Annotated in this window: 18 protein-coding genes; 11 read left to right on the plus strand and 7 right to left on the minus strand. The window is 55.5% G+C overall.

What is annotated here, in order from left to right:
• Nucleotides 1-8 precede the first annotated feature (8 nt).
• The 6 genes from hrpB to fhuB all read left to right on the plus strand — a co-directional run bounded on the left by hrpB (nt 9) and on the right by fhuB (nt 11,297).
• Nucleotides 9-2,573 (plus strand): ATP-dependent helicase HrpB, encoded by a 2,565-nt coding sequence (gene hrpB / locus VH86_RS09650; protein ID WP_156150579.1) that lies wholly within the window; start codon nt 9-11, stop codon nt 2,571-2,573.
• 4 nt (nt 2,574-2,577) lie between these two features.
• Nucleotides 2,578-5,121, plus strand: a complete 2,544-nt coding sequence (gene mrcB / locus VH86_RS09655; protein ID WP_045832778.1) for a bifunctional glycosyl transferase/transpeptidase — start codon at nt 2,578-2,580, stop codon at nt 5,119-5,121.
• Between the two features lie 214 nt (nt 5,122-5,335).
• The gene (fhuA, locus tag VH86_RS09660) at nt 5,336-7,546 is read left to right on the plus strand and encodes a ferrichrome porin FhuA (protein WP_045832779.1); all 2,211 of its coding nucleotides are present in this window, start codon (nt 5,336-5,338) and stop codon (nt 7,544-7,546) included.
• A gap of 92 nt (nt 7,547-7,638) precedes the next feature.
• Nucleotides 7,639-8,433, plus strand: coding sequence for a Fe3+-hydroxamate ABC transporter ATP-binding protein FhuC (fhuC, locus tag VH86_RS09665; RefSeq protein ID WP_038648971.1), 795 nt, complete (start codon nt 7,639-7,641; stop codon nt 8,431-8,433).
• Nucleotides 8,434-8,442: 9 nt separating this feature from the next.
• Nucleotides 8,443-9,321 carry a Fe(3+)-hydroxamate ABC transporter substrate-binding protein FhuD gene (gene fhuD, locus VH86_RS09670; RefSeq protein WP_045832780.1) on the plus strand — a complete coding sequence of 293 codons (879 nt, stop codon included), beginning with the start codon at nt 8,443-8,445 and terminating at the stop codon, nt 9,319-9,321.
• On the plus strand, nt 9,321-11,297 hold the full coding sequence (fhuB, locus tag VH86_RS09675; protein ID WP_045832781.1) for a Fe(3+)-hydroxamate ABC transporter permease FhuB: 1,977 nt from the start codon (nt 9,321-9,323) through the stop codon (nt 11,295-11,297). The genes fhuD and fhuB overlap by 1 nt, the downstream gene beginning before the upstream one ends.
• Before the next feature lie 192 nt (nt 11,298-11,489).
• Here fhuB and hemL read toward each other — a convergent pair whose 3' ends face one another.
• Nucleotides 11,490-12,770, minus strand: a complete 1,281-nt coding sequence (gene hemL / locus VH86_RS09680; protein ID WP_038648963.1) for a glutamate-1-semialdehyde 2,1-aminomutase — start codon at nt 12,768-12,770, stop codon at nt 11,490-11,492.
• 222 nt (nt 12,771-12,992) lie between these two features.
• Here hemL and erpA point away from each other — a divergent pair, with 222 nt between their 5' ends.
• Entirely contained in the window at nt 12,993-13,340 is a 348-nt protein-coding gene (gene erpA, locus VH86_RS09685) for an iron-sulfur cluster insertion protein ErpA (RefSeq protein ID WP_034829523.1), read from the plus strand.
• A 35-nt stretch (nt 13,341-13,375) separates the two neighbouring features.
• Here erpA and VH86_RS09690 read toward each other — a convergent pair whose 3' ends face one another.
• The 3 genes from VH86_RS09690 to mtnN all read right to left on the minus strand — a co-directional run bounded on the left by VH86_RS09690 (nt 13,376) and on the right by mtnN (nt 15,235).
• Nucleotides 13,376-13,627, minus strand: coding sequence for a hypothetical protein (locus VH86_RS09690; protein WP_038648961.1), 252 nt, complete (start codon nt 13,625-13,627; stop codon nt 13,376-13,378).
• A gap of 107 nt (nt 13,628-13,734) precedes the next feature.
• On the minus strand, nt 13,735-14,544 hold the full coding sequence (gene btuF, locus VH86_RS09695; protein WP_045832782.1) for a vitamin B12 ABC transporter substrate-binding protein BtuF: 810 nt from the start codon (nt 14,542-14,544) through the stop codon (nt 13,735-13,737).
• A complete protein-coding gene (mtnN, locus tag VH86_RS09700; protein WP_045832783.1) occupies nt 14,537-15,235 on the minus strand; it encodes a 5'-methylthioadenosine/S-adenosylhomocysteine nucleosidase in 699 nt (232 codons plus the stop codon). The genes btuF and mtnN overlap by 8 nt, the downstream gene beginning before the upstream one ends.
• A 98-nt stretch (nt 15,236-15,333) precedes the next feature.
• On the opposite strand from mtnN, the gene dgt reads away from it, so the two are divergent.
• The 4 genes from dgt (at nt 15,334) to VH86_RS09720 (ending at nt 21,101) form a co-directional block, all read left to right on the plus strand.
• Complete coding sequence (gene dgt / locus VH86_RS09705; RefSeq protein ID WP_045832784.1) at nt 15,334-16,827, plus strand: dGTPase; 1,494 nt, start codon at nt 15,334-15,336, stop codon at nt 16,825-16,827.
• Nucleotides 16,828-16,963: 136 nt separating this feature from the next.
• Nucleotides 16,964-18,409 (plus strand): serine endoprotease DegP, encoded by a 1,446-nt coding sequence (degP, locus tag VH86_RS09710; RefSeq protein WP_045832785.1) that lies wholly within the window; start codon nt 16,964-16,966, stop codon nt 18,407-18,409.
• Between the two features lie 240 nt (nt 18,410-18,649).
• Complete coding sequence (locus tag VH86_RS09715; protein ID WP_038648948.1) at nt 18,650-19,807, plus strand: CdaR family transcriptional regulator; 1,158 nt, start codon at nt 18,650-18,652, stop codon at nt 19,805-19,807.
• Nucleotides 19,808-19,832: 25 nt separating this feature from the next.
• Nucleotides 19,833-21,101 carry an alginate lyase family protein gene (locus tag VH86_RS09720; protein WP_045832786.1) on the plus strand — a complete coding sequence of 423 codons (1,269 nt, stop codon included), beginning with the start codon at nt 19,833-19,835 and terminating at the stop codon, nt 21,099-21,101.
• A gap of 8 nt (nt 21,102-21,109) precedes the next feature.
• On the opposite strand, the gene VH86_RS09725 is transcribed toward VH86_RS09720, so the two are convergent.
• The 3 genes from VH86_RS09725 to dapD form a co-directional block, all read right to left on the minus strand.
• Nucleotides 21,110-21,814, minus strand: a complete 705-nt coding sequence (locus VH86_RS09725; RefSeq protein WP_045832787.1) for a FadR/GntR family transcriptional regulator — start codon at nt 21,812-21,814, stop codon at nt 21,110-21,112.
• Nucleotides 21,815-21,956: 142 nt separating this feature from the next.
• Complete coding sequence (locus VH86_RS09730) at nt 21,957-22,349, minus strand: DUF3461 family protein (RefSeq protein WP_034829501.1); 393 nt, start codon at nt 22,347-22,349, stop codon at nt 21,957-21,959.
• A gap of 293 nt (nt 22,350-22,642) precedes the next feature.
• Nucleotides 22,643-23,467 (minus strand): 2,3,4,5-tetrahydropyridine-2,6-dicarboxylate N-succinyltransferase, encoded by an 825-nt coding sequence (dapD, locus tag VH86_RS09735; RefSeq protein ID WP_045832788.1) that lies wholly within the window; start codon nt 23,465-23,467, stop codon nt 22,643-22,645.
• Nucleotides 23,468-23,529: the final 62 nt, after the last annotated feature.

The raw sequence follows: 23,529 nt of genomic DNA on the forward strand, positions 1-23,529 counted from the left end.
GTGCTACAATGCGCGCCATGTTAGCACAGGCAGAGTGGGAGTTAAGTGTGAGTGAATTACCGGTAAGTGAGGTGCTGCCTGCATTGATCGATGCATTGTCTCAGTCATCACAAGTTTTACTGGCGGCACCCACCGGCGCGGGAAAATCGACCTGGCTGCCGCTGCAATTGCTACAGCAGTCGGTGCTGCCGGGGCGCATCATTATGCTTGAGCCGCGTCGTCTGGCGGCACGTAATGTGGCGCAGCGCCTGGCGGATCAGTTGGGTGAACAGCCCGGAGCCACCGTGGGATATCGTATGCGCGGCGAAAACTGCTGCGGCCCCCATACGCGACTGGAAGTGGTGACCGAAGGCATTCTGACACGCATGCTGCAGCGCGATCCCATGCTTGAAGGCGTGTCGCTGGTGATCCTCGATGAGTTTCATGAGCGTAGTCTGCAGGCCGATTTAGCACTGGCGCTGCTGCTGGATGTCCAACAGGGGCTGCGCGATGACCTGAAAATTCTGCTGATGTCCGCAACGCTGGATAACGATCGGTTGCGTCAGCTGCTGCCTGCTGCGCCTTTTATTGTCTCTGAAGGACGCAGCTTTCCGGTGACACGCCGTTATGCCTCTCTCAACCCGCAACAGCGTTTTGACGAAGCGGTGGCGCGAGAAGTGGCGCAGTTGCTGCGTGAGGAGTCGGGCTCGCTGCTGTTGTTCCTGCCTGGCGTGGCAGAGATTGAGCGCGTGAAGCGCGAGCTGGAATCCCGCGTCGGTGAAGACGTGGATCTCTCTCCTTTATATGGTGCGCTCTCATTGGATGCGCAGCGTCGCGCGATTCTGCCTGCGCCCGCCGGTCGCCGCAAAGTGGTGCTCGCCACTAACATTGCCGAAACCAGTCTCACCATTGAAGGTATCCGCTTAGTGGTGGATAGCGCACTGGAGCGTTCGGCACAGTTTGATGTGCGTAGCGGCGTAACGCGCCTGCAAACGCAACGCATCAGCCAGGCTTCCATGACCCAGCGTGCAGGGCGAGCCGGGCGTCTTGAACCCGGCATTTGCCTGCATTTGCTGCCGCAGGAGCAGGCGATGCGTGCAGCGGCGCAAAGTGAACCCGAAATCCTCAATAGCGATTTGGCCGCGCTGCAGATCGATTTGCTGCAATGGGGTTGCCAGGATGCGTCACAGCTCTGCTGGCTGGACGCGCCACCGCCACGCAGCTTGCGAGCGGCACAGGCTTTGCTCACGCGCTTAGGCGCATTAGAAAACGGCAGGCTTAACGCGCGCGGCCGTAAAATGGCGACGCTTGGCAGCGATCCGCGTTTGACGGCGATTCTGTGTGCGGCACAGAGCCACGATGCCATCGCCAGTGCCGCTCTGCTGGTGGCGATACTGGAAGATCCACCGCGCAACGGTAGTGCAGATTTGCGCGACGCCCTTAATCGACCACAGCCGCATTGGCAAAGGCGCGCGCGTCAATGGCAGCAACGGTTGAATGCCAGCGATGGCCGCGTCAATCCCGATCTCTTCCCCGCATTATTGGTGGCAGGCTTTGCCGATCGTCTGGCGCAGCGGCGAGGCGACAGCGCACGCTATCAGCTGGCTAACGGTATTGGCGCCATGCTGGATGAACAGGATGGCCTGAGCCGCTATGAGTGGTTAATCGCGCCGACCCTGTTACAGGGCGCCAGTGCCGCCGAAGCCCGCATGTTACTGGCGCTGCCGGTAGAGATAAGTGCGTTACGCCAGCAATGTCCTGAACTGGTGTCGCAGCGCATTGATGTGGAATGGGATGAAGAGAAAGGGACATTGCGCGCCTGGAAACGGGAACTCGTGGGTGCGCTGGTCCTAAAAGCACAGCCGCAGGCGCGGCCGGAACCGGAGATTTTACACCCGGCGATGTTGCGCTGGATCCGCGAAAAAGGGCTCTCGGTACTCGGCTGGACCCCCGAAGCCGAACAGCTGCGCTTGCGCTTGCACTGTGCCGCGGCCTGGCTGCCGGAAGAGGCGTGGCCAGCGCTGGATGATGAGAGTTTGCTCGATTCGCTTGAACGCTGGCTGTTACCCGAGATGGGATCCGTGCGCGATCTCAGGAGTCTGCAGGGCGTCAATCTTGTCAGCGCATTATTACATTTGCTGACATGGTCACAACGTCAGCGGCTGGATACTGTGCTGCCAACTCATTACACTGTGCCGACCGGAAGTCGCCTGCCTATTCGTTACGATGCTGAAAAGCCTCCGGCGTTGGCAGTGCGTATGCAGGAGATGTTTGGGGAAGCGCAAAATCCCGCGGTGGCCGAAGGCCGCATTCCGCTGGTGCTGGAGTTGCTCTCACCCGCGCACCGGCCGTTGCAGATCACCCGTGACCTTGCAGCGTTCTGGCGGGGAGCGTATCCAGAAGTGCAAAAAGAGATGAAAGGACGCTATCCCAAACATCCCTGGCCCGACGATCCGGCCAGCGCCTTACCGACAGGCGCACCAAGAAATTTTCATCGTGACACGCTGTGGATCGAATTCAGAGGGTTCTGCCATGCGCAGCACGAGAAAGCAGTTAGAGTAACGGCCGCAGCCGTAGCTATGCCTGGAGAATAAAAGCATGTCTGGGAACGATCGCGAACCTATTGGGCGTAAAGGAAAAGCGCCAAAGCCGCCGCGCACCACTGCGCGCCGGGGTCGCCGCAGGGAGCTTGATGATGATATCGATCAGGACGATTTTGACGAAGATGATGAGGAGAGCACACCGGTGCCACCAAAAGGGAAAGGGAAAGGAAAACGTCCGCCACGCGGCAAACGTCGTTGGTTAGGCTGGTTAATTAAGCTTTTCCTGGTCTTTGTGTTAGTGATGGTTGCCTGGGGCATCTATCTCGACTCTGAAATCCGCAGCCGCATCGACGGTAAAGTGTGGCAGTTGCCTGCCGCTGTTTACGGCCGCATGGTGAGCCTTGAGCCGGGGATGTCGTACGACAAAAAAGAGATGATTGCGCTGCTGGAAGGCACGCAGTATCGCGAAGTGTCGCGCATTACCCGTCCGGGCGAATTTAGCGTCAAAGGCAACACCATCGATCTGCTGCGTCGTCCGTTTGATTTCCCGGACAGCAAAGAGGGGCAGATCAACGCCCGTCTGACGTTTAGCAACAACGAACTGAGCGAGATCAAAAACCTCGATACCGGGCGTGATTTTGGCTTCTTCCGCCTCGATCCACGCTTGATCACCATGCTGCAATCGCCGAACGGTGAGCAGCGTCTGTTCGTGCCGCGCGCGGGCTTCCCGGATCTGCTGGTCAGCACGCTGATCGCGACCGAAGACCGCCACTTCTACGAACACGACGGCATAAGCCCGTACTCGATTGGTCGTGCATTCCTTGCCAATATCACCGCCGGTAAAGCGGTGCAGGGCGGCAGTACCTTGACCCAGCAGCTGGTGAAAAACCTGTTCCTGACCAACGAGCGTTCACTCTGGCGTAAAGCGCGTGAAGCTTACATGGCGGTGATCATGGATGCGCGCTACAGCAAAGATCGCATCCTTGAGCTGTATCTCAACGAGGTGTACCTCGGTCAGGCAGGCAACGATCAGATCCGTGGCTTCCCGCTGGCGAGTTTGTATTACTTCGGTCGTCCGGTGGATGAGCTGAGCCTCGATCAGCAGGCGATGTTGGTCGGCATGGTGAAAGGGGCGTCACTCTATAACCCATGGCGCAACCCGAAACTGGCGCTGGAGCGTCGTAACCTGGTCCTGCGTCTGCTGCAACAGCAGAATGTCATCGATCAGGAGCTGTACGACATGCTGTCAGCGCGTCCGTTGGGCGTGCAGCCGAAAGGCGGGGTGATTACGCCGCAGCCTGCCTTTATGCAGATGGTGCGTAACGAATTGCAGGCCAAACTGGGCGACAAGGTGAAAGATCTCTCTGGCGTGAAGATCTTCACTACGCTGGATCCGATTTCGCAGGATGCTGCAGAAAAAGCGGTGGAAGATGGCATTCCGGCACTGAAGAAACAGCGCGGTCTGAAGGATTTGGAAACCGCGATGGTGGTGGTTGACCGCTTCAGCGGCGAAGTGCGTGCGATGGTGGGCGGTGCCGATCCGCAGTTTGCCGGTTACAACCGTGCGCTGCAGGCGCGTCGTTCCATCGGCTCACTGGCTAAACCGGCGACTTATCTCACGGCCTTAGGCCAACCCAATACCTATCGTCTGAACAGTTGGATTGCTGACGAACCGATTGCGCTGAAACAGCCTAATGGATCGATCTGGAAACCGATGAATGACGACAAGCGCTTCAGTGGCAAAGTGATGTTAGTGGATGCGCTGACCAACTCAATGAACGTGCCAACGGTTAATCTGGGTATGACGTTAGGGCTGAATTCCGTGGTTGATACCTGGACGAAACTCGGCGTACCGAAGGATCAGCTGAATCCGGTGCCAGCGATGCTGCTGGGTGCCCTGAACCTGACACCGATTGAAGTCGCTCAGGCATTCCAGTCGATTGCCAGTGGCGGTAACCGCGCAGATCTCTCTGCGGTGCGCTCGGTGATTGCGGAAGATGGGACTGTGCTGTATCAGAGCTTCCCGCAGGCGCAGCGTGTCGAACCGGCACAGGCGGCTTATCTGACGTTGTACAGCATGCAGCAGGTCGCCGATCACGGTACGGCGCGCGCGCTGGGCGCGCGTTATCCTAATGCCCATCTGGCAGGTAAAACGGGTACCACCAATGACCTGATTGACAGCTGGTTTGCGGGCGTTGATGGCAAAGAAGTGGCTATCACCTGGGTGGGCCGAGACAATAACCAAACCTCGAAGCTGTATGGTGCGAGCGGGGCGATGCAAATTTATCGTCGCTATCTCGATAACCAGGCCCCGATGCCGCTGCAGTTGACACCGCCGGAAGATATTACGCAGATGAATGTCGATTCTGCCGGTAACTTCGTCTGTGGTTCGGGCAGCAGCACCTGGCGTTCGCTGCCAGTGTGGACGTTGGATCCAGCCTCGCTGTGCCAGCAACAGCAGCAGATCCAGCAGCAGCAGCAGATCCAACAGCAGCAAGAGTCGCAACCGCAGCAGCAGTCACCTCAGCAGCAACAGGGTGAGCAGAAAGATGCTGACGGCGTGGCGGGCTGGATTAAGGATATGTTTGGCAGCAAATAGTTAGCTTCAGAAAACAGAGGGCGCTACGGCGCCCTTTTTCATGCCTGTGATTTATTAATCGCGATCATGGACATGCACGATCTGGTCGCAAACGCACCGCCATCAGGCATTACATCTTGCGGATCTCGCCAAACTTCGCCTAAAATTCGTGCGTCTAATAATCATTCTCGTTTTCATTCGCCTGCATCGTTTCCTTTTTGAGAGATCCTTTTTTATGAATGCGCGAAATTTCAATCCTTGTTCTGCGCGTGCTGCGACCTCCCGTCGTCCGCTCGCTTTATTGATTTCTTTAACACTGGGTACGCTGAGCGCGCAGGCGCTGGCAGAAGATACCGTGGTGGTGACCGCCAATGGCGGTAACACCGTTGCGCAGGAAAGCGCCTGGGGCCCGGCTCCTACCATTGCCGCCAAGCACAGTGCCACCGGCACGAAAACGGATACGCCCATTGAGAAAAACCCGCAGTCGGTATCGGTGGTGACGCAGGAAGAGATGGCGATGCACGCGGTGACCAGCGTGAAAGGGGCGTTCAATTACACGGCGGGTGTGCTGACCGGTAACCGCGGTAGCTCCAGTGTGATCGATGCGCTGTCGATTCGTGGCTTTAGTGAAACCAACACCAACCAGTATCTCGATGGTTTGAAACTGCAGGGTGACAACTACTCCGAGTTTGCCATCGATCCTTACTTCCTTGAGCGTGCTGAACTGCTGCGTGGCCCGGTTTCAGTGTTGTACGGCAAGAGCAACCCAGGCGGCGTGGTGTCACTGGTCAGCAAGCGCCCGACGCAGGAAACACTGCGTGAAGTGCAGTTCCAGATGGGCACCGATAACCTGTTCTCTACCGGCTTCGATTTCGGCGGATCGCTGGATGATGACGGCGTGTACAGCTATCGCCTGACCGGTCTGGCTCGCAGTGCAGACGCGCAGCAGGATATGAACAAAGAGAAGCGTTATACCATCGCGCCTTCGTTCAGCTGGCGTCCGGATGCCAATACCCGCTTTGATTTGCTGACCTACTTCCAGAACGAGCCGGAAACCGGTTATTACGGCTGGTTGCCGCGTCAGGGCACCGTGGTCGGCATTACCCGCCCGGACGGCAGCAGCTACAAACTGCCCACCAACTTTGATGAGGGCGAAGACAGCAATAAGATTTCGCGTAACACCAAAATGGTGGGCTACAACTTCGAACACAGCTTCAACGATACCTGGACGGTGCGCCAGAATCTGCGTTATGCGGATATGCGTACCGGATATCGCAGTATTTACGGTAATGGCTTCAGCGCGGCCGCCAATGAAATTACCCGTGGTTCTGCAGTTTCAGATGAGAAGTTGAATGAGTTCGCCGTAGATACCCAAGCGCAGGCGAAATTCGCGACGGGTGCACTGGATCACACCTTGCTGATGGGTGTGGATTATCAGCAGATGCGTAATGATGTTAATGCGCAGTTTGGCTCAGCCAGCAATTTGAGTGCCACCAACCCGCAATACGGCAACGATTTGGTCACACCGTTTGACTCTCCTTATCAGCACCTGAATAAACAGCGTCAAACGGGTCTGTATGCACAGGACCAAATGGAGTGGGATCGCTGGGTACTCACCTTAGGGGGTCGCTACGACTACGCGATGACCTCGGTGTATGACCGTGTCGCCAGTTCACTGGATCGTCAAAACGATCAAGCTTTTACCTGGCGTGGCGGCCTGAACTATGTGTTCGATAACGGCATCGCACCTTATTTCAGTTACAGCGAAGCCTTTATTCCAAACTCAGGCTCAACGTTTGAAGGGCAGGCTTTCGATCCTTCGCGCGCCAAACAGTATGAAGCGGGCGTGAAATACGTACCGAAAGATCGTCCAATTGTGATGACGGCTGCCGTTTATCAATTGACCAAAACCAAAAACCTGACCGCAGATCCTGATACGGTAAACCATCCATTCGCCAGCATTCAGAGCGGTGAAATCCGTTCACGTGGTGTTGAACTGGAGGCCAAAGCGGCGCTGAATGCCAACATCAATATGACGGCGTCGTATACCTACACTGATGCGGAATACACCGAAGATACCACGCTGAAAGGCAGAACGCCGGTGCAAGTACCTAAGCATATGGCCACGTTGTGGGGCGATTACACCTTCCACGAGACCGCATTGTCCGGCGTTACGCTGGGAGCGGGTGTGCGCTATATCGGCGAGAGCAAAGGTTTGTATTCAACAGGCGACAACAACAACCAAAACTTCGACGTAGCGGGTTACACCACCGTCGACGCAGCGCTGAAGTATGACCTCGGCCGTTTCGGTCTGCCAGGCTCTTCTGTGGGTGTTAATATCAACAACCTGTTCGATCGTGAATACGTGGCCAGCTGCTACCGTGATTACGCTTGCTACTGGGGCGCTGAACGTCAAATCGTTGGTACTGCCACCTTCCGCTTCTGATTCGTCAGGACGAAGATGTTGTGATTTTGGGCGGCCTCAGGGCCGCCCCTTCAGAATCAAATCGGTTTTGTGCTTATTAACCAGGAATCACCATGCAGCATCCGCACCACGAAGAAACCACCTTCACGCTGGATAATGTCAGCTTTCGCGTGCCTGGGCGCACGTTGCTGCATCCACTTTCACTCACCTTTGCACCGGGTAAAGTGACGGCGCTGATTGGCCACAACGGCTCGGGTAAATCCACCTTGCTGAAAATGCTGGGGCGTCACCATGCGGCGAGTGAAGGCCAGGTGCTGTTGAACCGCGATGCGGTGGAGAACTGGGGCAGCAAAGATTTTGCCCGCCAGGTGGCGTATTTGCCGCAGCAGTTACCGGCGGCAGAAGGGATGACGGTGCGTGAGCTGGTGGCGATTGGTCGTTATCCCTGGCACGGTGCGCTAGGGCGCTATGGCCAGGAAGATCGCGACCGCGTAGAGGAAGCGATTACGCTGGTGGGACTGAAACCGTTTGCCGGGCGTCTGGTCGATAGCCTGTCCGGCGGCGAACGTCAGCGAGCGTGGTTGGCGATGCTGGTGGCGCAAAATAGCCGCTGCCTGCTGCTGGATGAACCCACTTCAGCGCTGGATATCGCCCATCAGGTTGATGTGCTGGCACTGATTCAACGCCTCAGCCGTGAGCGCGGGTTAACGGTGATTGCCGTGCTGCATGACATCAATATGGCGGCGCGTTATTGCGACCGTCTGGTGGCGCTGCGAGGCGGCGAAATGATTGCGGAAGGCGGGCCTGACGTCATCATGCAGGCCGATGTGCTGGGCAATATCTACGGTATTCCGATGGGCATCTTACCCCATCCACAAGGCGGTGCTCCCGTCAGTTTTGTTTACTGAGGCCTCGCCATGTTCGACATTTCACGCCGTCGCTTGCTGACGACGCTGGCACTGACGCCACTGATGAACGTTGCCCCATTGCGTGCGGCAACGCCCGATCTGCAGCGCATCCTGGCGCTGGAATGGCTACCCGTTGAGCTACTGATGGCGCTCGGTGTATCGCCGCTCGGTGTGGCTGATTTGCGTAACTACAACATCTGGGTTGGCGAGCCGATGCTATCCGCCAGCACCATCGATCTCGGCCTGCGCACCGAACCCAATCTGGAACTGATGACGCAGCTCGAACCTTCCTTAATTCTGCACTCCAACGGCTACGGTCCGGGATTGGATAAACTCGAACGCATCGCGCCGACCATGGGCTTTGATCTGAATAGCGGGGACGGCAAACCGTTAAGTACTGCTCGCAAATCACTGCATGCGCTTGGTGCCCGACTGGGACGGGAAGCGCAGGCGGTACAGCATCTGCAATTCCTGGATGAGCAGCTCGCGGCAGCGCGCGAGCGTCTTAAACCCTGGGCAGATCGTCCGGTGCTGCTGATGTCATTGATGGACAGCCGTCACGCCATCACGTTTGGCACCAACAGTCTGTTCCTCGAAGTGATGGAAATCCTTGGCCTGAGTAACGCCTGGCAGGGTGAAACCAATTTCTGGGGCAGTGCCGTGGTTGGGCTTGAGCGGTTAGCCGATGTCGGCGATGTGCAGGTGATCTGTTTTGATCACGATAACGATCGTGACATGCAGCAGGTGATGAAAACTGCGCTGTGGCAGGCGCTGCCGTTTATCCGCGCGGGCCGCTTCCAGCGTGTGCCTGCCGTCTGGTATTACGGCGCGACCTATTCAGCGCTGAAATTTGTCCGCGTGCTGGAACACGCGCTGGAGTCGCACTGATGCGCCATCGTCTCTTTCCTGTGATGCTGCTAAGCAGCATGTTTTTACTGGCGCTGGCGCTGACTTTTATCAATCTGCGTGACGCGCTGCCAACCGCGCAGTGGTCACAAGCCTTCTTTGCGCCGGACATCAACAGTATCCAACAGGTGGTGTTCCATCACAGCCTGTTATCGCGTCTGGCTCTGGCGCTGTTGGTGGGGGCAGGTCTCGGATTGGCCGGTTTACTGTTTCAGCAGGTGCTGCGCAATCCGCTGGCGGAACCGACCACGTTGGGTGTGTCATCCGGCGCACAGCTCGGCATCACGGTCGCCACGCTCTGGCACTTGCCGGGCGGTGAGCTGACGCAGCAATTTGCTGCGATGGCGGGCGCAGTGCTGGTGGGCATCCTGGTATTTGGCGTGGCCTGGGGCAAACGGCTGTCACCCGTGACGCTGATCCTCGCCGGGCTGGTCCTGAGCCTGTATGCCGGCTCGGTGAATCAAATATTTGCCATCTTTAATCACGACCAACTGCTGAATATGTTCCTGTGGAGCACCGGCGCACTGAATCAGATGGATGGGCACAACGTCGCCATGCTGTGGCCGCGTCTGCTGCTGGCTTTTGTCGTGGCGCTGGCATTGCTGCGTCCCCTGACGCTCATGGGGCTTGATGACGGCGTAGCAAAAAACCTCGGTCTGGCACTGTCTGCTGCGCGCGTCGGCGCACTCGCTCTGGCGATTCTGCTGAGTGCGCAGTTGGTGAACGTCGCCGGGATTATCGGTTTTATCGGGCTGTTTGCACCACTGCTGGCGAAAATGCTCGGAGGGCGTCGCTTACTCAGCCGCATGCTGCTGGCTCCGCTGATTGGTGCCTTACTGCTGTGGCTGGCCGATCAGTGCGTATTGTGGCTGACCAGCCACTGGCGCGAGGTTTCCACCGGCACAGCGACCGCATTGATTGGCGTACCGATTCTGCTGTGGCTATTGCCGCGTTTACGCACCGGCTCGGTTCCACCGGCGATGAATATGGGTGACAAGGTGCCGGCAGAACGCCAAAAGGTGGTGCTGTGGTGTGTCATTGGCCTTGGGGTGCTGGCGCTGCTGAGCGTTATCGGCATCTCCTTTGGTCGTGATGCACACAGCTGGACCTGGGTGAGTGGCGAGATGCTGCATCAACTGCTGCCGTGGCGTGCACCACGCGTGCTGGCGGCGTTAGTCGTGGGGATGATGCTGGGTGTTGCAGGTGCGTTGATTCAGCGCCTCACTGGCAACCCGATGGCAAGTCCGGAGGTGTTAGGCATCAGTTCCGGCGCGGCCTGTGGTGTGGTCGTGATGATGTTCTTTGTACCGGGTGACGCCGTGGCGTGGTTGCTGCCCGCTGGCGCATTAGGCGCGGCGCTGACGCTGCTGGTGATTATGCTGGTCGCCAGTCGCGGAGGTTTCTCACCGGAGCGTATGTTGCTCGCGGGCATGGCGCTCAACAGTGCCTTTGTCACCTTGCTGATGGTGCTAATGGCGAGTGGCGATCCGCGCATGGGCGGCCTGCTGAGCTGGATTTCCGGTTCAACTTACAACATCAATATGCCGCAGGCAGTGCAAAGCGCCGTGGTGGGTATCTTATTCATTGCGCTCGCACCACTGGCGAGCCGCTGGCTCACACTGCTGCCGCTGGGTAGTGCGACGGCACGTTCAGCAGGGATGGCATTAACGGGTTCGCGTCTGGCCCTGCTGCTGCTGGCGGCGGCGTTAACGGCCACGGCGACCTTGACCATCGGCCCGTTGAGTTTTGTCGGTTTGATGGCGCCGCATATCGTGCGCATGCTGGGGTTCAGGCGCGCATTACCGCAGGTGTTGATGGCGGGATTACTAGGTGGCGGATTGATGGTGTTTGCAGACTGGTGCGGCAGGATGCTGGCGTTCCCGGATCAGATCCCTGCAGGTTTAATGGCGACTTTCTTCGGCGCGCCGTATTTTATCTGGCTGTTGCGTCGCGCATAAATGCGCAAGCTACGGCATTCGGTGCCTGTAAAGCGGCTGCGGATAAATGCGCAAACTACGGCATTCTGTGTCGGTAAGGTGGCTGCGGATAAATGCGCAAATTACGGCAATAGGTGTATGCGGAGCAGCAGCGCCTAAGGGACAGACGTGCACATCAATGTAGGGGCGCCATTCATGGCGCCCGCTAATGGCTTACAGCTTCGCAAAGCTGCGGCGTGCCGCATCAATGGTGCGCTGAATATCTTCCTGGCTGTGTGCCAGTGACATAAAGCCTGCTTCAAAAGCAGAAGGTGCGAGGTAAACGCCTTCTTCCAGCATCAGGTGGAAGAAGCGCTTGAAGCGCTCAACGTCGCATTTTGTCACGTCGGCATAGCAGGTTACGCTCTCGGCATCGGTGAAGAAAATGCCGAACATGCCGCCAACGTGGTTGATCACCAGCGGAATGTTTTCTGCTTTTGCTGCTGCCAGCAAGCCTTCAGACAGTTGAGTGGTGAGGTCGGTCAGGGTGCTGTGCGTGCCTGGTTGAGCAATCTGCGTCAGACAAGCAAAACCGGCCGCCATGGCAATCGGGTTACCGGAAAGCGTACCCGCCTGGTAAACCGGACCCGTTGGCGCCAGTGCAGCCATCACATCACGACGACCACCAAATGCGCCCACCGGCATGCCGCCACCGATGATTTTGCCGAGGCAGGTCAGATCCGGCGTCACATCGTAATAAGCCTGAGCACCACCCAGCGCCACGCGGAAACCGGTCATCACTTCATCGATAATTAGCAGTGCGCCAAATTCATCACAGAGTGCGCGCAGGCCCGGCAGGAAGTCTGGCTGCGGAGGGATGCAGTTCATGTTGCCGGCAACCGGCTCAACGATGATACAGGCGATATCGTCAGGATACTGCTCGAAGGCTTCGCGCACGGACGCCAAATCGTTATAAGTGCAGGTCAGGGTGTGTTTAGCGAAATCAGCGGGAACACCCGGAGAATTTGGCTGGCCCAGGGTCAACGCGCCGGAACCGGCTTTCACCAGCAGGCAATCTGCGTGGCCGTGGTAGCAGCCTTCAAATTTGATGATTTTATCGCGATGGGTGAAGCCACGGGCCAGACGGATGGCGCTCATGGTGGCTTCGGTGCCGGAGTTCACCATACGCACCATGTCCATACTTGGCACCAGCTCACACACCAGCTCGGCCATTTTCACTTCCATTTCGGTTGGGGCACCGAAACTTAAACCACGAGATGCCGCTTCAATCACCGCATTGCGGATATTGGCGTTGTTATGCCCCAGCACCATTGGGCCCCATGAACCGACATAGTCGATGTAGGCTTTGCCATCGGCGTCATACAGATAAGCGCCGTCGGCGCGTTCGATGAACAGCGGCACACCGCCCACACCGGTAAAAGCACGTACCGGGGAGTTCACACCGCCAGGGATCAGGCGTTGCGCTTCGGCATACAGGTTTTCTGACTTACTCATTGCTCGGCTCCTGCTGTTCTGGAAAAAAATTCTGGCGCCATTCTAAGGGAAGAGTCGCCTGATTAGAAAGGCAAGCGGGTGCGAAAGCCTTTTAAAGCTATACTTTAGCGCAGCGCAGGCGGCACACAGTGTCAAGCGCAGTACTTGATTGCACTGGGCGGCTGGCAGATAATAGCGGAATTAAGGTCGTTTTCTGACCTGGACGTTTACCCGGAGTAAAACATGAGTGACGACGTAGCAGCGCTGCCTTTGCAATTCACTGAAGCAGCAGCGAAAAAAGTAAAAAATTTGATCGCGGATGAAGAAAATCCAGAGCTGAAACTGCGCGTGTACATCACCGGTGGCGGTTGCAGTGGATTCCAGTACGGTTTTACGTTTGACGATCAAATGAATGACGGCGACATGACCATTGAAAAGCAGGGCGTGGCGCTGGTTGTTGATCCAATGAGCCTGCAGTATCTGGTGGGCGGTTCGGTTGATTACACCGAAGGTCTTGAGGGTTCACGTTTTATCGTGACAAACCCGAACGCGAAAACCACTTGCGGTTGCGGCTCTTCCTTCAGCATCTGATCCCTTTTCTGACCGCCGTTCTGGCGGTCAGAACTTTACCACTCAACAGTCACTAGTCGTGACGTCTCACGACGCTTCGCATCGCGTTTTAGCACGCTTTCGGTCACGCGCGGCTGTGCACTGAAGTGACGTCCACAATCAATCGATGGCAATGTTTGTTCGCTTTGGCGTGAGATATCGCAGCGGGAAAAGAGTGTCAGCGTGACGGCAATAGAGCCGGTGGAGGTCGCCGCGCCAATTGGCGCAGCCATCGCGAGCCCTATGGCCAGGAGCAGTGCTCTGGTCATTGATAATTCCTGGTGAAGTCAAAAGTTGCGCGTTGCGCAAAAAGGGCACCGAGCATACGTGGCCGCAGTGCCTTGTATTTTGATTTTCGACAATTTTTGCCGAATCTTTAATCTTTTTTGGTGCTATTTTTCGCCGGATGTAAATCTGCACACAGCTGTTTGGCTGCCAGCAGGATACGCGGACCCGGTCGGCTCAGCCAGTCATCGTTAATGGCAATCACCGGCACCGCCAGTTGTGGCTGCCAGAATTTCACAATATTCGCGGCTTGCGTACGGTCACCGCCAATCACAATCGCCTGGGGATGACGCGCCAGCACTTGCTCACGGCTCACCTGTGGCCAGCTTACGCGACTGTCAGCAAAGATATTTTTACCGCCACACAGCGTGATCACTTCGTTTTGCAACGTATTACGCGATGCAGTAAACAGCGGCTGTTGACCAAACTGCAAAAACAGGGGGATCGGCGTGCGTTGTTGATACTGTTGACGCAACTCATCCTCTTGCTGGCGCAGCGCCTGTGCGGCAGCCGCCGCTTGCTGAGGCTGTGGACTCCACGGTTTGAGCGCTGCTAGCGCATCAATCATCTGATCAATGGTCTGCGGATCAATCCATTCGACTTTAATGCCCAGACGTTGCAGTTGATCGATCTGCCGCTGCGGATTGCCGCCGCGCCAGGCCAGCACCACATCCGGTTTCAGCTGCAGGATGCGTTCAACGTTGATGCCCTGCCAGTTTGCCACCTGCTCTAGCTGTTGGGCCTGCGCCGGAAAATCTGAATAGGCGCTGACCGCTACCGGCGTAATGCCTGCAGCGAAAGCCAGTTCGGTGAGATGGGGCGATAGCGTGATAACGCGCGGGGCAGCGGCAAACAGGCTATTGCCGATCAGCAATAGCCCCAGTAGCCAATATTTAGCCACGCGCCAGTTGTGCCAGCAGGTTTTCAACCATCAGCGACGATTGCTTAGCGGCAACAACCAGGAACTCATCAAAGCTCAGGTGGGATTCTTTGTCCGCGACATCGGAAATTGCACGCACCACTACAAACGGCACCTTGAACTGGTGGCAAACGTGACCGATGGCGGTGGCCTCCATCTCCACGGCGATCGCCTGTGGGAAGGTGGTGCGAATGCGTGCCAGTGGCTCAGCACCGTTGATGAAGGCATCACCGCTGACCACTAAACCGCGCACCGCGTTGAGATCCAGCTGCTTAATCACCTGCTCTGCAGCGGCGATCAGTTTTTCATCCGCCACAAAGGCTGCCGGGCAACCGGCCATCTGACCCGGTTCGTAACCAAATGCGGTAACGTCGGCATCGTGATAACGCACTTCATCGGAGACCACGATATCGCCCACTTTCAGTGAAGCGGCCAGACCACCCGCAGAGCCGGTATTGATCACCAGGTCGGGTTTGCACAGCTCCAGCAGCAGGGCCGTGCCGAGCGCCGCCGCGGTTTTACCGATGCCTGATTTCAGCAGAGCAACCTCAACACCGTTCAGCGTGCCGGTATAAATTTCACAACCAGCCAGCGTCAGCGTCTGACGGTTTTCGATTTTGTCACGCAGCAGGGTGACTTCCTGCTCCATCGCGCCAATAATGCCTGCTTTCATAAAGAATCTCGCTGTAGTTATGGATGTAAAGCTTAAAAGTGAGGCATAGTCTACCATGGCTGGCAGAGGATGAATTCACCAAAAAATAAGGGGTAATGATGGCGCCGATCAATTTCAGAAATAAGATCAGTTTCACCCGCCCTTATACCAGCCGCAAAGATCCTGAGGGCGAATACTTTATTACACGGCACTTTGAGAGTGACCGTGGCCGCATCATCAATTCTGCCGCGATCCGCCGTCTGCAACAAAAGACTCAGGTATTTCCACTGGAGCGTAATGCAGCGGTGCGTTCGCGTTTGACCCACTCGCTGGAAGTGCAGCAAACCGGGCGCTATATCACCAAAGAGATCCTGCAATACCTGAAAACGCAGGGCGGCGGACTGGCACATTACGGGCTGGATGAGTTTGAAGGCGCGTTTGAGAGTCTGATTGAGATGGCCTGCCTGCTGCATGACGTGGGTAATCCGCCGTTTGGTCACTTTGGTGAAGCCGCCATCAATGACTGGTTTGACGACAATCTGCCTCTTGAACTCGTGGACCCGCTGGTGGCGGGCGTGGCAGATGAGCATCAGCGCGCCGATTTTAACCAGCTAAATGCAATGATTCGTCAGGATTTGTGCCACTTCGAAGGCAATGCACAGGCGATTCGCCTGGTGCATACGCTGCTGCAGCTCAATCTTAGCTATGCGCAGGTAGCCTGTATTTTAAAATATACCGCCCCCGCATGGTGGCAGGGCGATAAGCCGGCAGAATTTAGCGTACTGATGAAAAAGCCGGGTTTTTATTTGTCCGAGCGTGAATATGTGGCTGATTTACGCGCAGCCACCCATATTAAAGAGCATCATCGCTATCCACTCACCTGGATTATGGAAGCCGCTGACGATATCTCATACTGTATTGCCGATTTAGATGACGCGGTCGAAAAAGACATTTTTGATGTTGAGACCTTGTATAAGTCTCTGCTTAAAGCCTGGGGGACGGTAAATAGTGGTGATGCGTTCAGTCGCACAGTGAGCGAGGCATGGAAAGAAGCCAACCAGAAAAAACGCCGTAGCCTGAGCGATCAATTTTTCATGTCATTACGAGTTAACGTGCAAAATGTGTTGGTTAGCCATGCCGTGCGCCGTTTTGTCGATAACCTTCCGGCTATTTTTGAAGGGAACTTCAATCATGCGCTGCTGGAAGATGACGGTGATGAAGGCCGTCTGTTGAAATTATTTAAAACCGTGGCGCGCCAGCAGGTATTTAATCATCCAGAAGTTGAACAGCTCGAATTACAAGGCTATCGGGTGATAAAAGGGCTGCTGGAAATCTATCAGTCATTAATGTTGCTGGATTATGAACAATTTACTACGCTGATAAACGACGATTTTCTGCCGAAATATCCGATTGAAACGCGACTTTTTCATAAGCTTTCAGGAAAACATCGAAAAGCTTATCAGCAGCAGATGCGGGCACTGATTGTCGAGCATAAATATCAACGCTTTTTGTGGGAGCGTTATTATCGTTCGCGGTTGATTCAGGACTATATCAGCGGGATGACAGACAATTATGCGTGGGATGAGTATCGTCGTTTGATGGCCGTGGAATAAGCTGAGTTTTGTAAAGATGAAGAATAAATTTTTACCTTTGCCCAAAACTTCATTAGGAACTTCGCGCTAAAAACTTAATCTCACCATCACGACCACAGCAATGGTCTGGCCGTAAATCTTAGAGAGACACAGACAAATGAAAAAAAGCACATTAATGTTAAGTGCGCTGGCGCTTAGTCTGGGCATGGCATTGAGCCCTGTCAGTTTCGCGGCGGAAAGTGCTTCCTCCTCGAACCAACAGTTGCCAAGCCTGGCGCCGATGCTGGAAAAAGTGATGCCTTCCGTGGTGAGTATTAGCGTTGAAGGCAGCACCACGGTGAAAACCCCACGCATGCCGCAGCAATTCCAGCAATTTTTTGGTGATAACTCGCCATTCTGCCAGGACGGTTCGCCATTCCAAAGCTCGCCAATGTGCCAGGGTGGCGGTGAGGGTAGCCAGGGCGGTGACAACGGCGGCGCCAACACCCAACAGCAAAAATTCCGTGCGCTCGGTTCGGGTGTCGTGATTAATGCCGATAAAGGCTATGTCGTCACCAACAACCATGTGGTGGATAACGCCACCAAAATTCAGGTGCAGCTGAGCGATGGCCGTCGCTATGACGCCAAAGTGATTGGTAAAGATCCGCAGTCTGATATCGCTCTGATTCAACTGCAGGACGCGAAGAACCTGACGGCGATTAAGATCGCTGACTCCGATGACTTACGCGTCGGTGATTACACGGTCGCGATCGGTAACCCGTATGGCCTCGGTGAAACGGTGACCTCCGGTATTGTTTCTGCACTGGGTCGTAGCGGCCTCAACGTCGAGAACTACGAGAACTTCATCCAGACCGATGCCGCCATCAACCGTGGTAACTCTGGTGGTGCGCTGGTGAACCTGAACGGTGAGCTGATCGGGATTAACACCGCGATTCTGGCACCAGACGGCGGCAACATCGGTATCGGCTTTGCTATCCCAAGTGCGATGGTGAAAAACCTGACGGCGCAGATGATCGAGTATGGCCAGGTTAAGCGCGGCGAGCTGGGCATTATGGGTACCGAGTTAAACTCGGAGCTGGCGAAAGCGATGAAAGTCGATGCCCAGCGTGGTGCCTTTGTTAGCCAGGTTCTGCCTAACTCAGCAGCGGCAAAAGCGGGTGTGAAAGCCGGCGATGTCGTGGTGTCGATGAATGGCAAACCGTTGACCAGTTTTGCCGCGCTGCGTGCAGAAGTGGGCTCACTGCCAGTGGGCACCAAACTGCAGCTGGGTCTTTTACGTGACGGTAAACCGGTGACTATCACGGTTGAACTGCAGCAGAGTTCGCAGGAAAAAGTGCAGTCCGCCACTATCTACACTGGCATTGAAGGTGCCGACCTGAGCAACATCGACAGCAACGGCCAGAAAGGCGTGCGCGTGGATAATGTGAAGGCGGGCAGTGCTGCAGCGCGTATTGGTTTGAAGAAAGGTGACGTGATTATGGGCGTTAACCAGCAGGCGATTGCCAACCTTGGTGAACTGCGCAAAATTCTCGACACCAAACCGTCCGTGCTGGCCCTGAACGTGCAGCGTGGTGACAGCAGCCTTTATCTGCTGATGCAGTAAGTCTTAGATAATTGAGTACAGGCGAGCTTCGGCTCGCCTTTTTTGTTTTTGTCAGCAGAACTGCGCCATTGGCTAGCATCAACACCATTTTAGTGTGGTCCACATTGTGCAGATGTCCGTTTCGCAATGTGACGCCTACCGCAATTCCCGTATTCTCTATCCGGCTATGTGCAGTTGCACAATGCCAGGCGTGCGTGGGATGCGTATTCTGTCAATTCTTCCCTTTCTCTGGAGTGATTGATGGCCACCTATCATCTCGATGCGCGACTGGCTCAGGATATTGTTGCCCGCACCATGCAAATTATTGACAGTAATGTCAACGTGATGGATGCACGCGGCCGCATTATTGGCAGCGGCGATCGTGAGCGTATTGGCGAATTGCACGAAGGTGCGCTGCTGGTGTTATCGCAGGGAAGGGTAGTGGACATTGATGAGGCCGTGGCGAAACATCTGCACGGCGTGCGTCCTGGCATCAACCTGCCGTTGCGTATTGATGGTGAGATTGTCGGTGTAATTGGCCTGACCGGCCAGCCGGCAGCGCTGCGTCACTACGGTGAACTGGTGTGTATGACCGCCGAAATGATGCTGGAACAAGCGCGGCTGTTGCACATGCTGGCGCAGGATAGCCGTTTGCGCGAAGAGCTGGTGCTGAACCTGATTCGTAGCGATACGCTTTCACCGGCGTTGAGCGAGTGGGCGCAGCGCCTGGGCATCGATCTCAATCAACCGCGCGTGGTGGCGGTGGTGGAAGTCGACAGCGGCCAGCTTGGCGTTGACAGTGCGATGTCGGAATTGCAGCAGTTACAAACACTGCTGACAACGCCGGATCGTGACAACCTGATTGCTATCGTCTCACTCACTGAAATGGTGGTGTTGAAACCGGCGCTCAACGCCCACGGCCGTTACGATCAAGACGATCACCGCCGTCGCGTGGATCAGTTATTACAGCGTATGAAAGAGAGTGGGCAGGTGCGAATGCGCATCGCGCTGGGTAATTTCTTTACCGGTCCCGGCAGTATTGCGCGTTCCTACCGTACGGCGCGCACCACCATGATGGTGGGTAAACAGCGCATGCCGGAACAGCGCAGCTTCTTCTATCAGGATTTGGTGCTACCCGTACTGCTGGATAGCCTGCGCGGTGGCTGGCAAGCGAATGAACTGGCGCGTCCGTTGGCGAAACTCAAAGCCAATGATAATAATGGATTATTGCGGCGTACGCTGGTGGCGTGGTTCAGTCATAACGTGCAGCCAAGCGCCACGGCACGCGCACTGTTTATCCATCGTAATACGCTCGAGTATCGCCTGAACCGCATTTCCGAGCTGACCGGATTGAACCTCGGCAATTTTGACGATCGATTGCTGCTGTATGTGGCGCTGCAACTGGATGAACAGAGCTAGCCCTTAGCATGGCCAGGAGAGGAAGATGTCCCGATTGAATGTGCGCCTGGTCTGGCTGTTGGCCGGCTTGCTGGTGACCGCGACCTGTCATGCCAAAGCCGTTTCGCTGGCCTTTTTATCTGGCGAAGAGATGCAACAGACGCGAACTGCGCTGCAAAATCATCAGGCTGCGCCACAGACTGAGCAGGCGTGGCAGCAACTCAAGCAGGCTGCCGATCGCGCGCTTAAACAGCCCAATCCCAGCGTGACGCAGAAAGGGATGTTACCTCCCAGCGGTTCCCGCCATGATTATCTCAGCCTGAGTGCTTACTGGTGGCCGAATCCCGACAAGCCCAATGGCTTGCCATGGGAACGTCGTGATGGTGCGGTCAATCCGGCGAGTAAAAACGATCAAAGCGATGGTGTGCGTCTGGCTCGTTTCACCGCAGACGTGCAGGCATTGGCGCTTGCCTGGTATTTCTCCGGCGAAACCCGTTATGCAACCAAAGCCCAATCGATGATTCGCACCTGGTTTATCGATCCCGCCACCCGCATGAATCCCAATCTTAATTATGCTCAGGGCGTGCCGGGTAAGGCTGAGGGCCGCCACACCGGTGTGCTGGATGGGCGTTACTTTGCCACGCGTATAGTGGATGCACTGCAGCTACTGCAGGATTCGCCCGGTTGGCGCCAACAGGATCAGGCTGCACTGCAGGCATGGTTTAGCGATTATCTCGACTGGCTATTGCACAGTAAGCTGGCACAAGGCGAGCGTGATGCGCCCAATAACCATGGCAGCTGGTATGCGGCTCAGGTGGCGGGTATCGCGTGGTATTTGCATCAACCTCAGGTCATTCAGCAGATGGTGGTTTTAGCTCAGGATAAAATCGCCGGGCAAATTCGTGCGGACGGAACGCAGCCACTGGAACTGGCGCGCACGCGCTCGTTCCATTATAGCTATTTCAATTTGCAGGCACTGACGAGCCTTGCGCAGTTGTCACAGCGAAGCGGAACAGGCGATCTCTGGCACTATCATCAGCAGGGTGGTTCGCTGTTGAGTGCGCTGGATTACATGGCACCTTTCAGTGATAGCAGCAAAACCTGGCCATGGAAAAATCGCGATCGTGTCAGTCTGCGCTTGATTCCGCTTCTTACGCTCACAGATAACAGCCTGAACAGCGACCGCTATCAGCGTTGGATCCATCGCGCGATCGAAACGCAATCGATGGCCAATACCAGCCCTGCAGCGCGCGGTGCGGAAAGAGAAGCGCTGCGTGATGTGTGGTTGTTATCGCGTCCCCCCACGTATCGGTGATGGGAAGGTTATATCCGAGGCTGCGTGCTGTTAAGCATTAGACTCATCGACGCCCTGTGCGCAGCATCGGCATCGCCAATCATGATCGCTTCATAAATCTTACGGTGTTCGTCCAAAAAAATATCCTGCGCGCTGGAAGGCCAGGTAAAGAAGCATTTAAAGATGGTTTCCAGCAAATTACCTAACGGAATGTAAAAACAGTTGTCCGTTGAGTGAAAGATCAGGCGATGAAAGGCACTGTCTGCCTCCAGCCAGCGAGCAAGATCGAATTTACTCGCCGCGCAAACAGCGATCATTTCGCGAAATAACAGAGAAAGTTCGGTGCGTTGTGCCTGAGTGGCGTGTAGCGCAGCCAGTCTGGCAGCCTGCGGTTCGATAGCCTCACGGAAGGCCAGAAACTGTTGATACATCTCTGCCGTAGATTCGATGCTCTGCATCCATTCCAGCAGTTGCACATCAAGCAGATTCCAGTATGTGCGGTCGCGAACGTGTGTGCCGAGCTTGGGGCGCGATTCTATTAATCCCTTCGAAGAGAGCAGTTTGAGCGCGTCACGCACGGCCGTTCGGCTGACGCCAAAGTGGCTGCACAGTTCCACTTCACTGGGCAGAACATCACCGGCTTTAAGCGTTCCTGAGAGAATTTTTTGCGCGAGGTCACCGGCGATATGAACATCCAGACCGCGCTGTCCTGAGATGATGGCTGCGAATTGCATAGTTTTTGTTATGCCTGAAGTCAGACATAACCCGATACTAGCCAGGGATTATGAATTCAGATAGGTGAAACAGGCCCAGATAAAACTGAAACAAGGCAAAAAAAAGGCCAGCATAAGCTGGCCCTGGGAACGCGGAGGGAAATTAACGACCGTTGCGGGTCAGTTGATCCAGATCGGATTCAATTTCAGCGATCTTATTCGATACCACGTTTTCCAGATGACGCAGATCGGCGAGGATTTTGCGCTTCAGATCGACTTCAACCTGATCGCGCTGGCAGATCTGGTCCAGTTCATCGATCACGTAACGCAGGTTCGGGCTGATTTCCTGTACTTCTTTATAGCCCTGGCTGGTGTGATCGGCCACAACGGTTTTACGTTGACGCGGGTATTTGAATTTCACGCTTTTGGCGAAGAATTCACCTTTGTCTTTGCGGAAATAGATTTTCAGAATGTCGTTGCTGGCTTCCTGACGCAGGCTGTAACGGTCGATGTCTTCAGGAGAGCTGATACCTAAGCTTTTCAGGTTGTCGTACATAGCGTTTATATTCCATCTAAGAGTGGGTGAGCGCGCAGGACTATCATCATCATTCGGGATGCGGCAGATACGCAGCAACCGGAACGCTTACGGCATACTTAATCAACTGTAGACACAAAAACCGGGATGAACAGTGCGCGACCGGAGTTAACTGGCGCGGATTATGAACTGTTTGAAAAATAAACGCACCAGATAATTCGCGGCGCGAAGCAGGTAGTTAAGGCAAGAGTGTAAAGAAAAAATTACGGGCCTGAATACAGGCCCGTTGGCGGGTGTTTTGACTCAAGTCTGACTTAGTCGATGGTACGCAGCAGTTCGTTGATGCCGGTTTTCGCCAGCGTTTTAGCGTCCACTTTCTTCACAATCACGGCGCAGTACAGGCTGTAGCTACCATCTTTAGACGGCAAGTTGCCCGATACCACCACTGAACCCGCTGGCACGCGGCCGTAATGCACTTCACCAGTTTCACGATCGTAGATTTTGGTGCTCTGACCGATGTAAACGCCCATGGAGATCACTGAACCTTCTTCAACGATCACGCCTTCAACGATTTCAGAACGTGCGCCGATGAAGCAGTTGTCTTCGATGATGGTTGGGTTAGCCTGCAGTGGCTCCAGAACACCGCCGATGCCGACGCCGCCTGACAGGTGAACGTTTTTACCGATCTGCGCACAGGAACCTACGGTGGCCCAGGTGTCAACCATGGTGCCTTCATCTACGAAAGCACCGATGTTGACGTAAGAAGGCATCAGCACGGTGTTACGTGCAATGAACGCGCCCTGACGCACGGCAGCGGGTGGGACAACGCGGAAGCCTGCATTTTTGAAGCGTGCTTCATCCCAGTTAGCGAACTTCATTGGGACTTTGTCGTAAAAACGGGTTTCTGCGCCTTCCATCACCTGGTTGTCATTGATGCGGAACGACAGCAGCACTGCTTTCTTCAGCCACTGATGCGTTACCCACTCTCCGTTGATCTTTTCAGACACGCGCAGTTCGCCGCTATCCAGCAGGCCGATAACCTGTTCAATGGCTTCACGGGTCACGCTGTCCACGCTGGCTGGCGTGATATCGGCGCGGCGCTCAAAGGCAGATTCGATAACGCTCTGTAACTGTTGCATATTTTTTTCCTGATTCTGTCATAACGGAATGCACGCAAAAAAGCGTACATAGTAAAATTGCC

The organism is Pantoea sp. BL1 (assembly GCF_000963985.1).
GTDB classification, from domain to species: domain Bacteria; phylum Pseudomonadota; class Gammaproteobacteria; order Enterobacterales; family Enterobacteriaceae; genus Pantoea; species Pantoea rwandensis_B.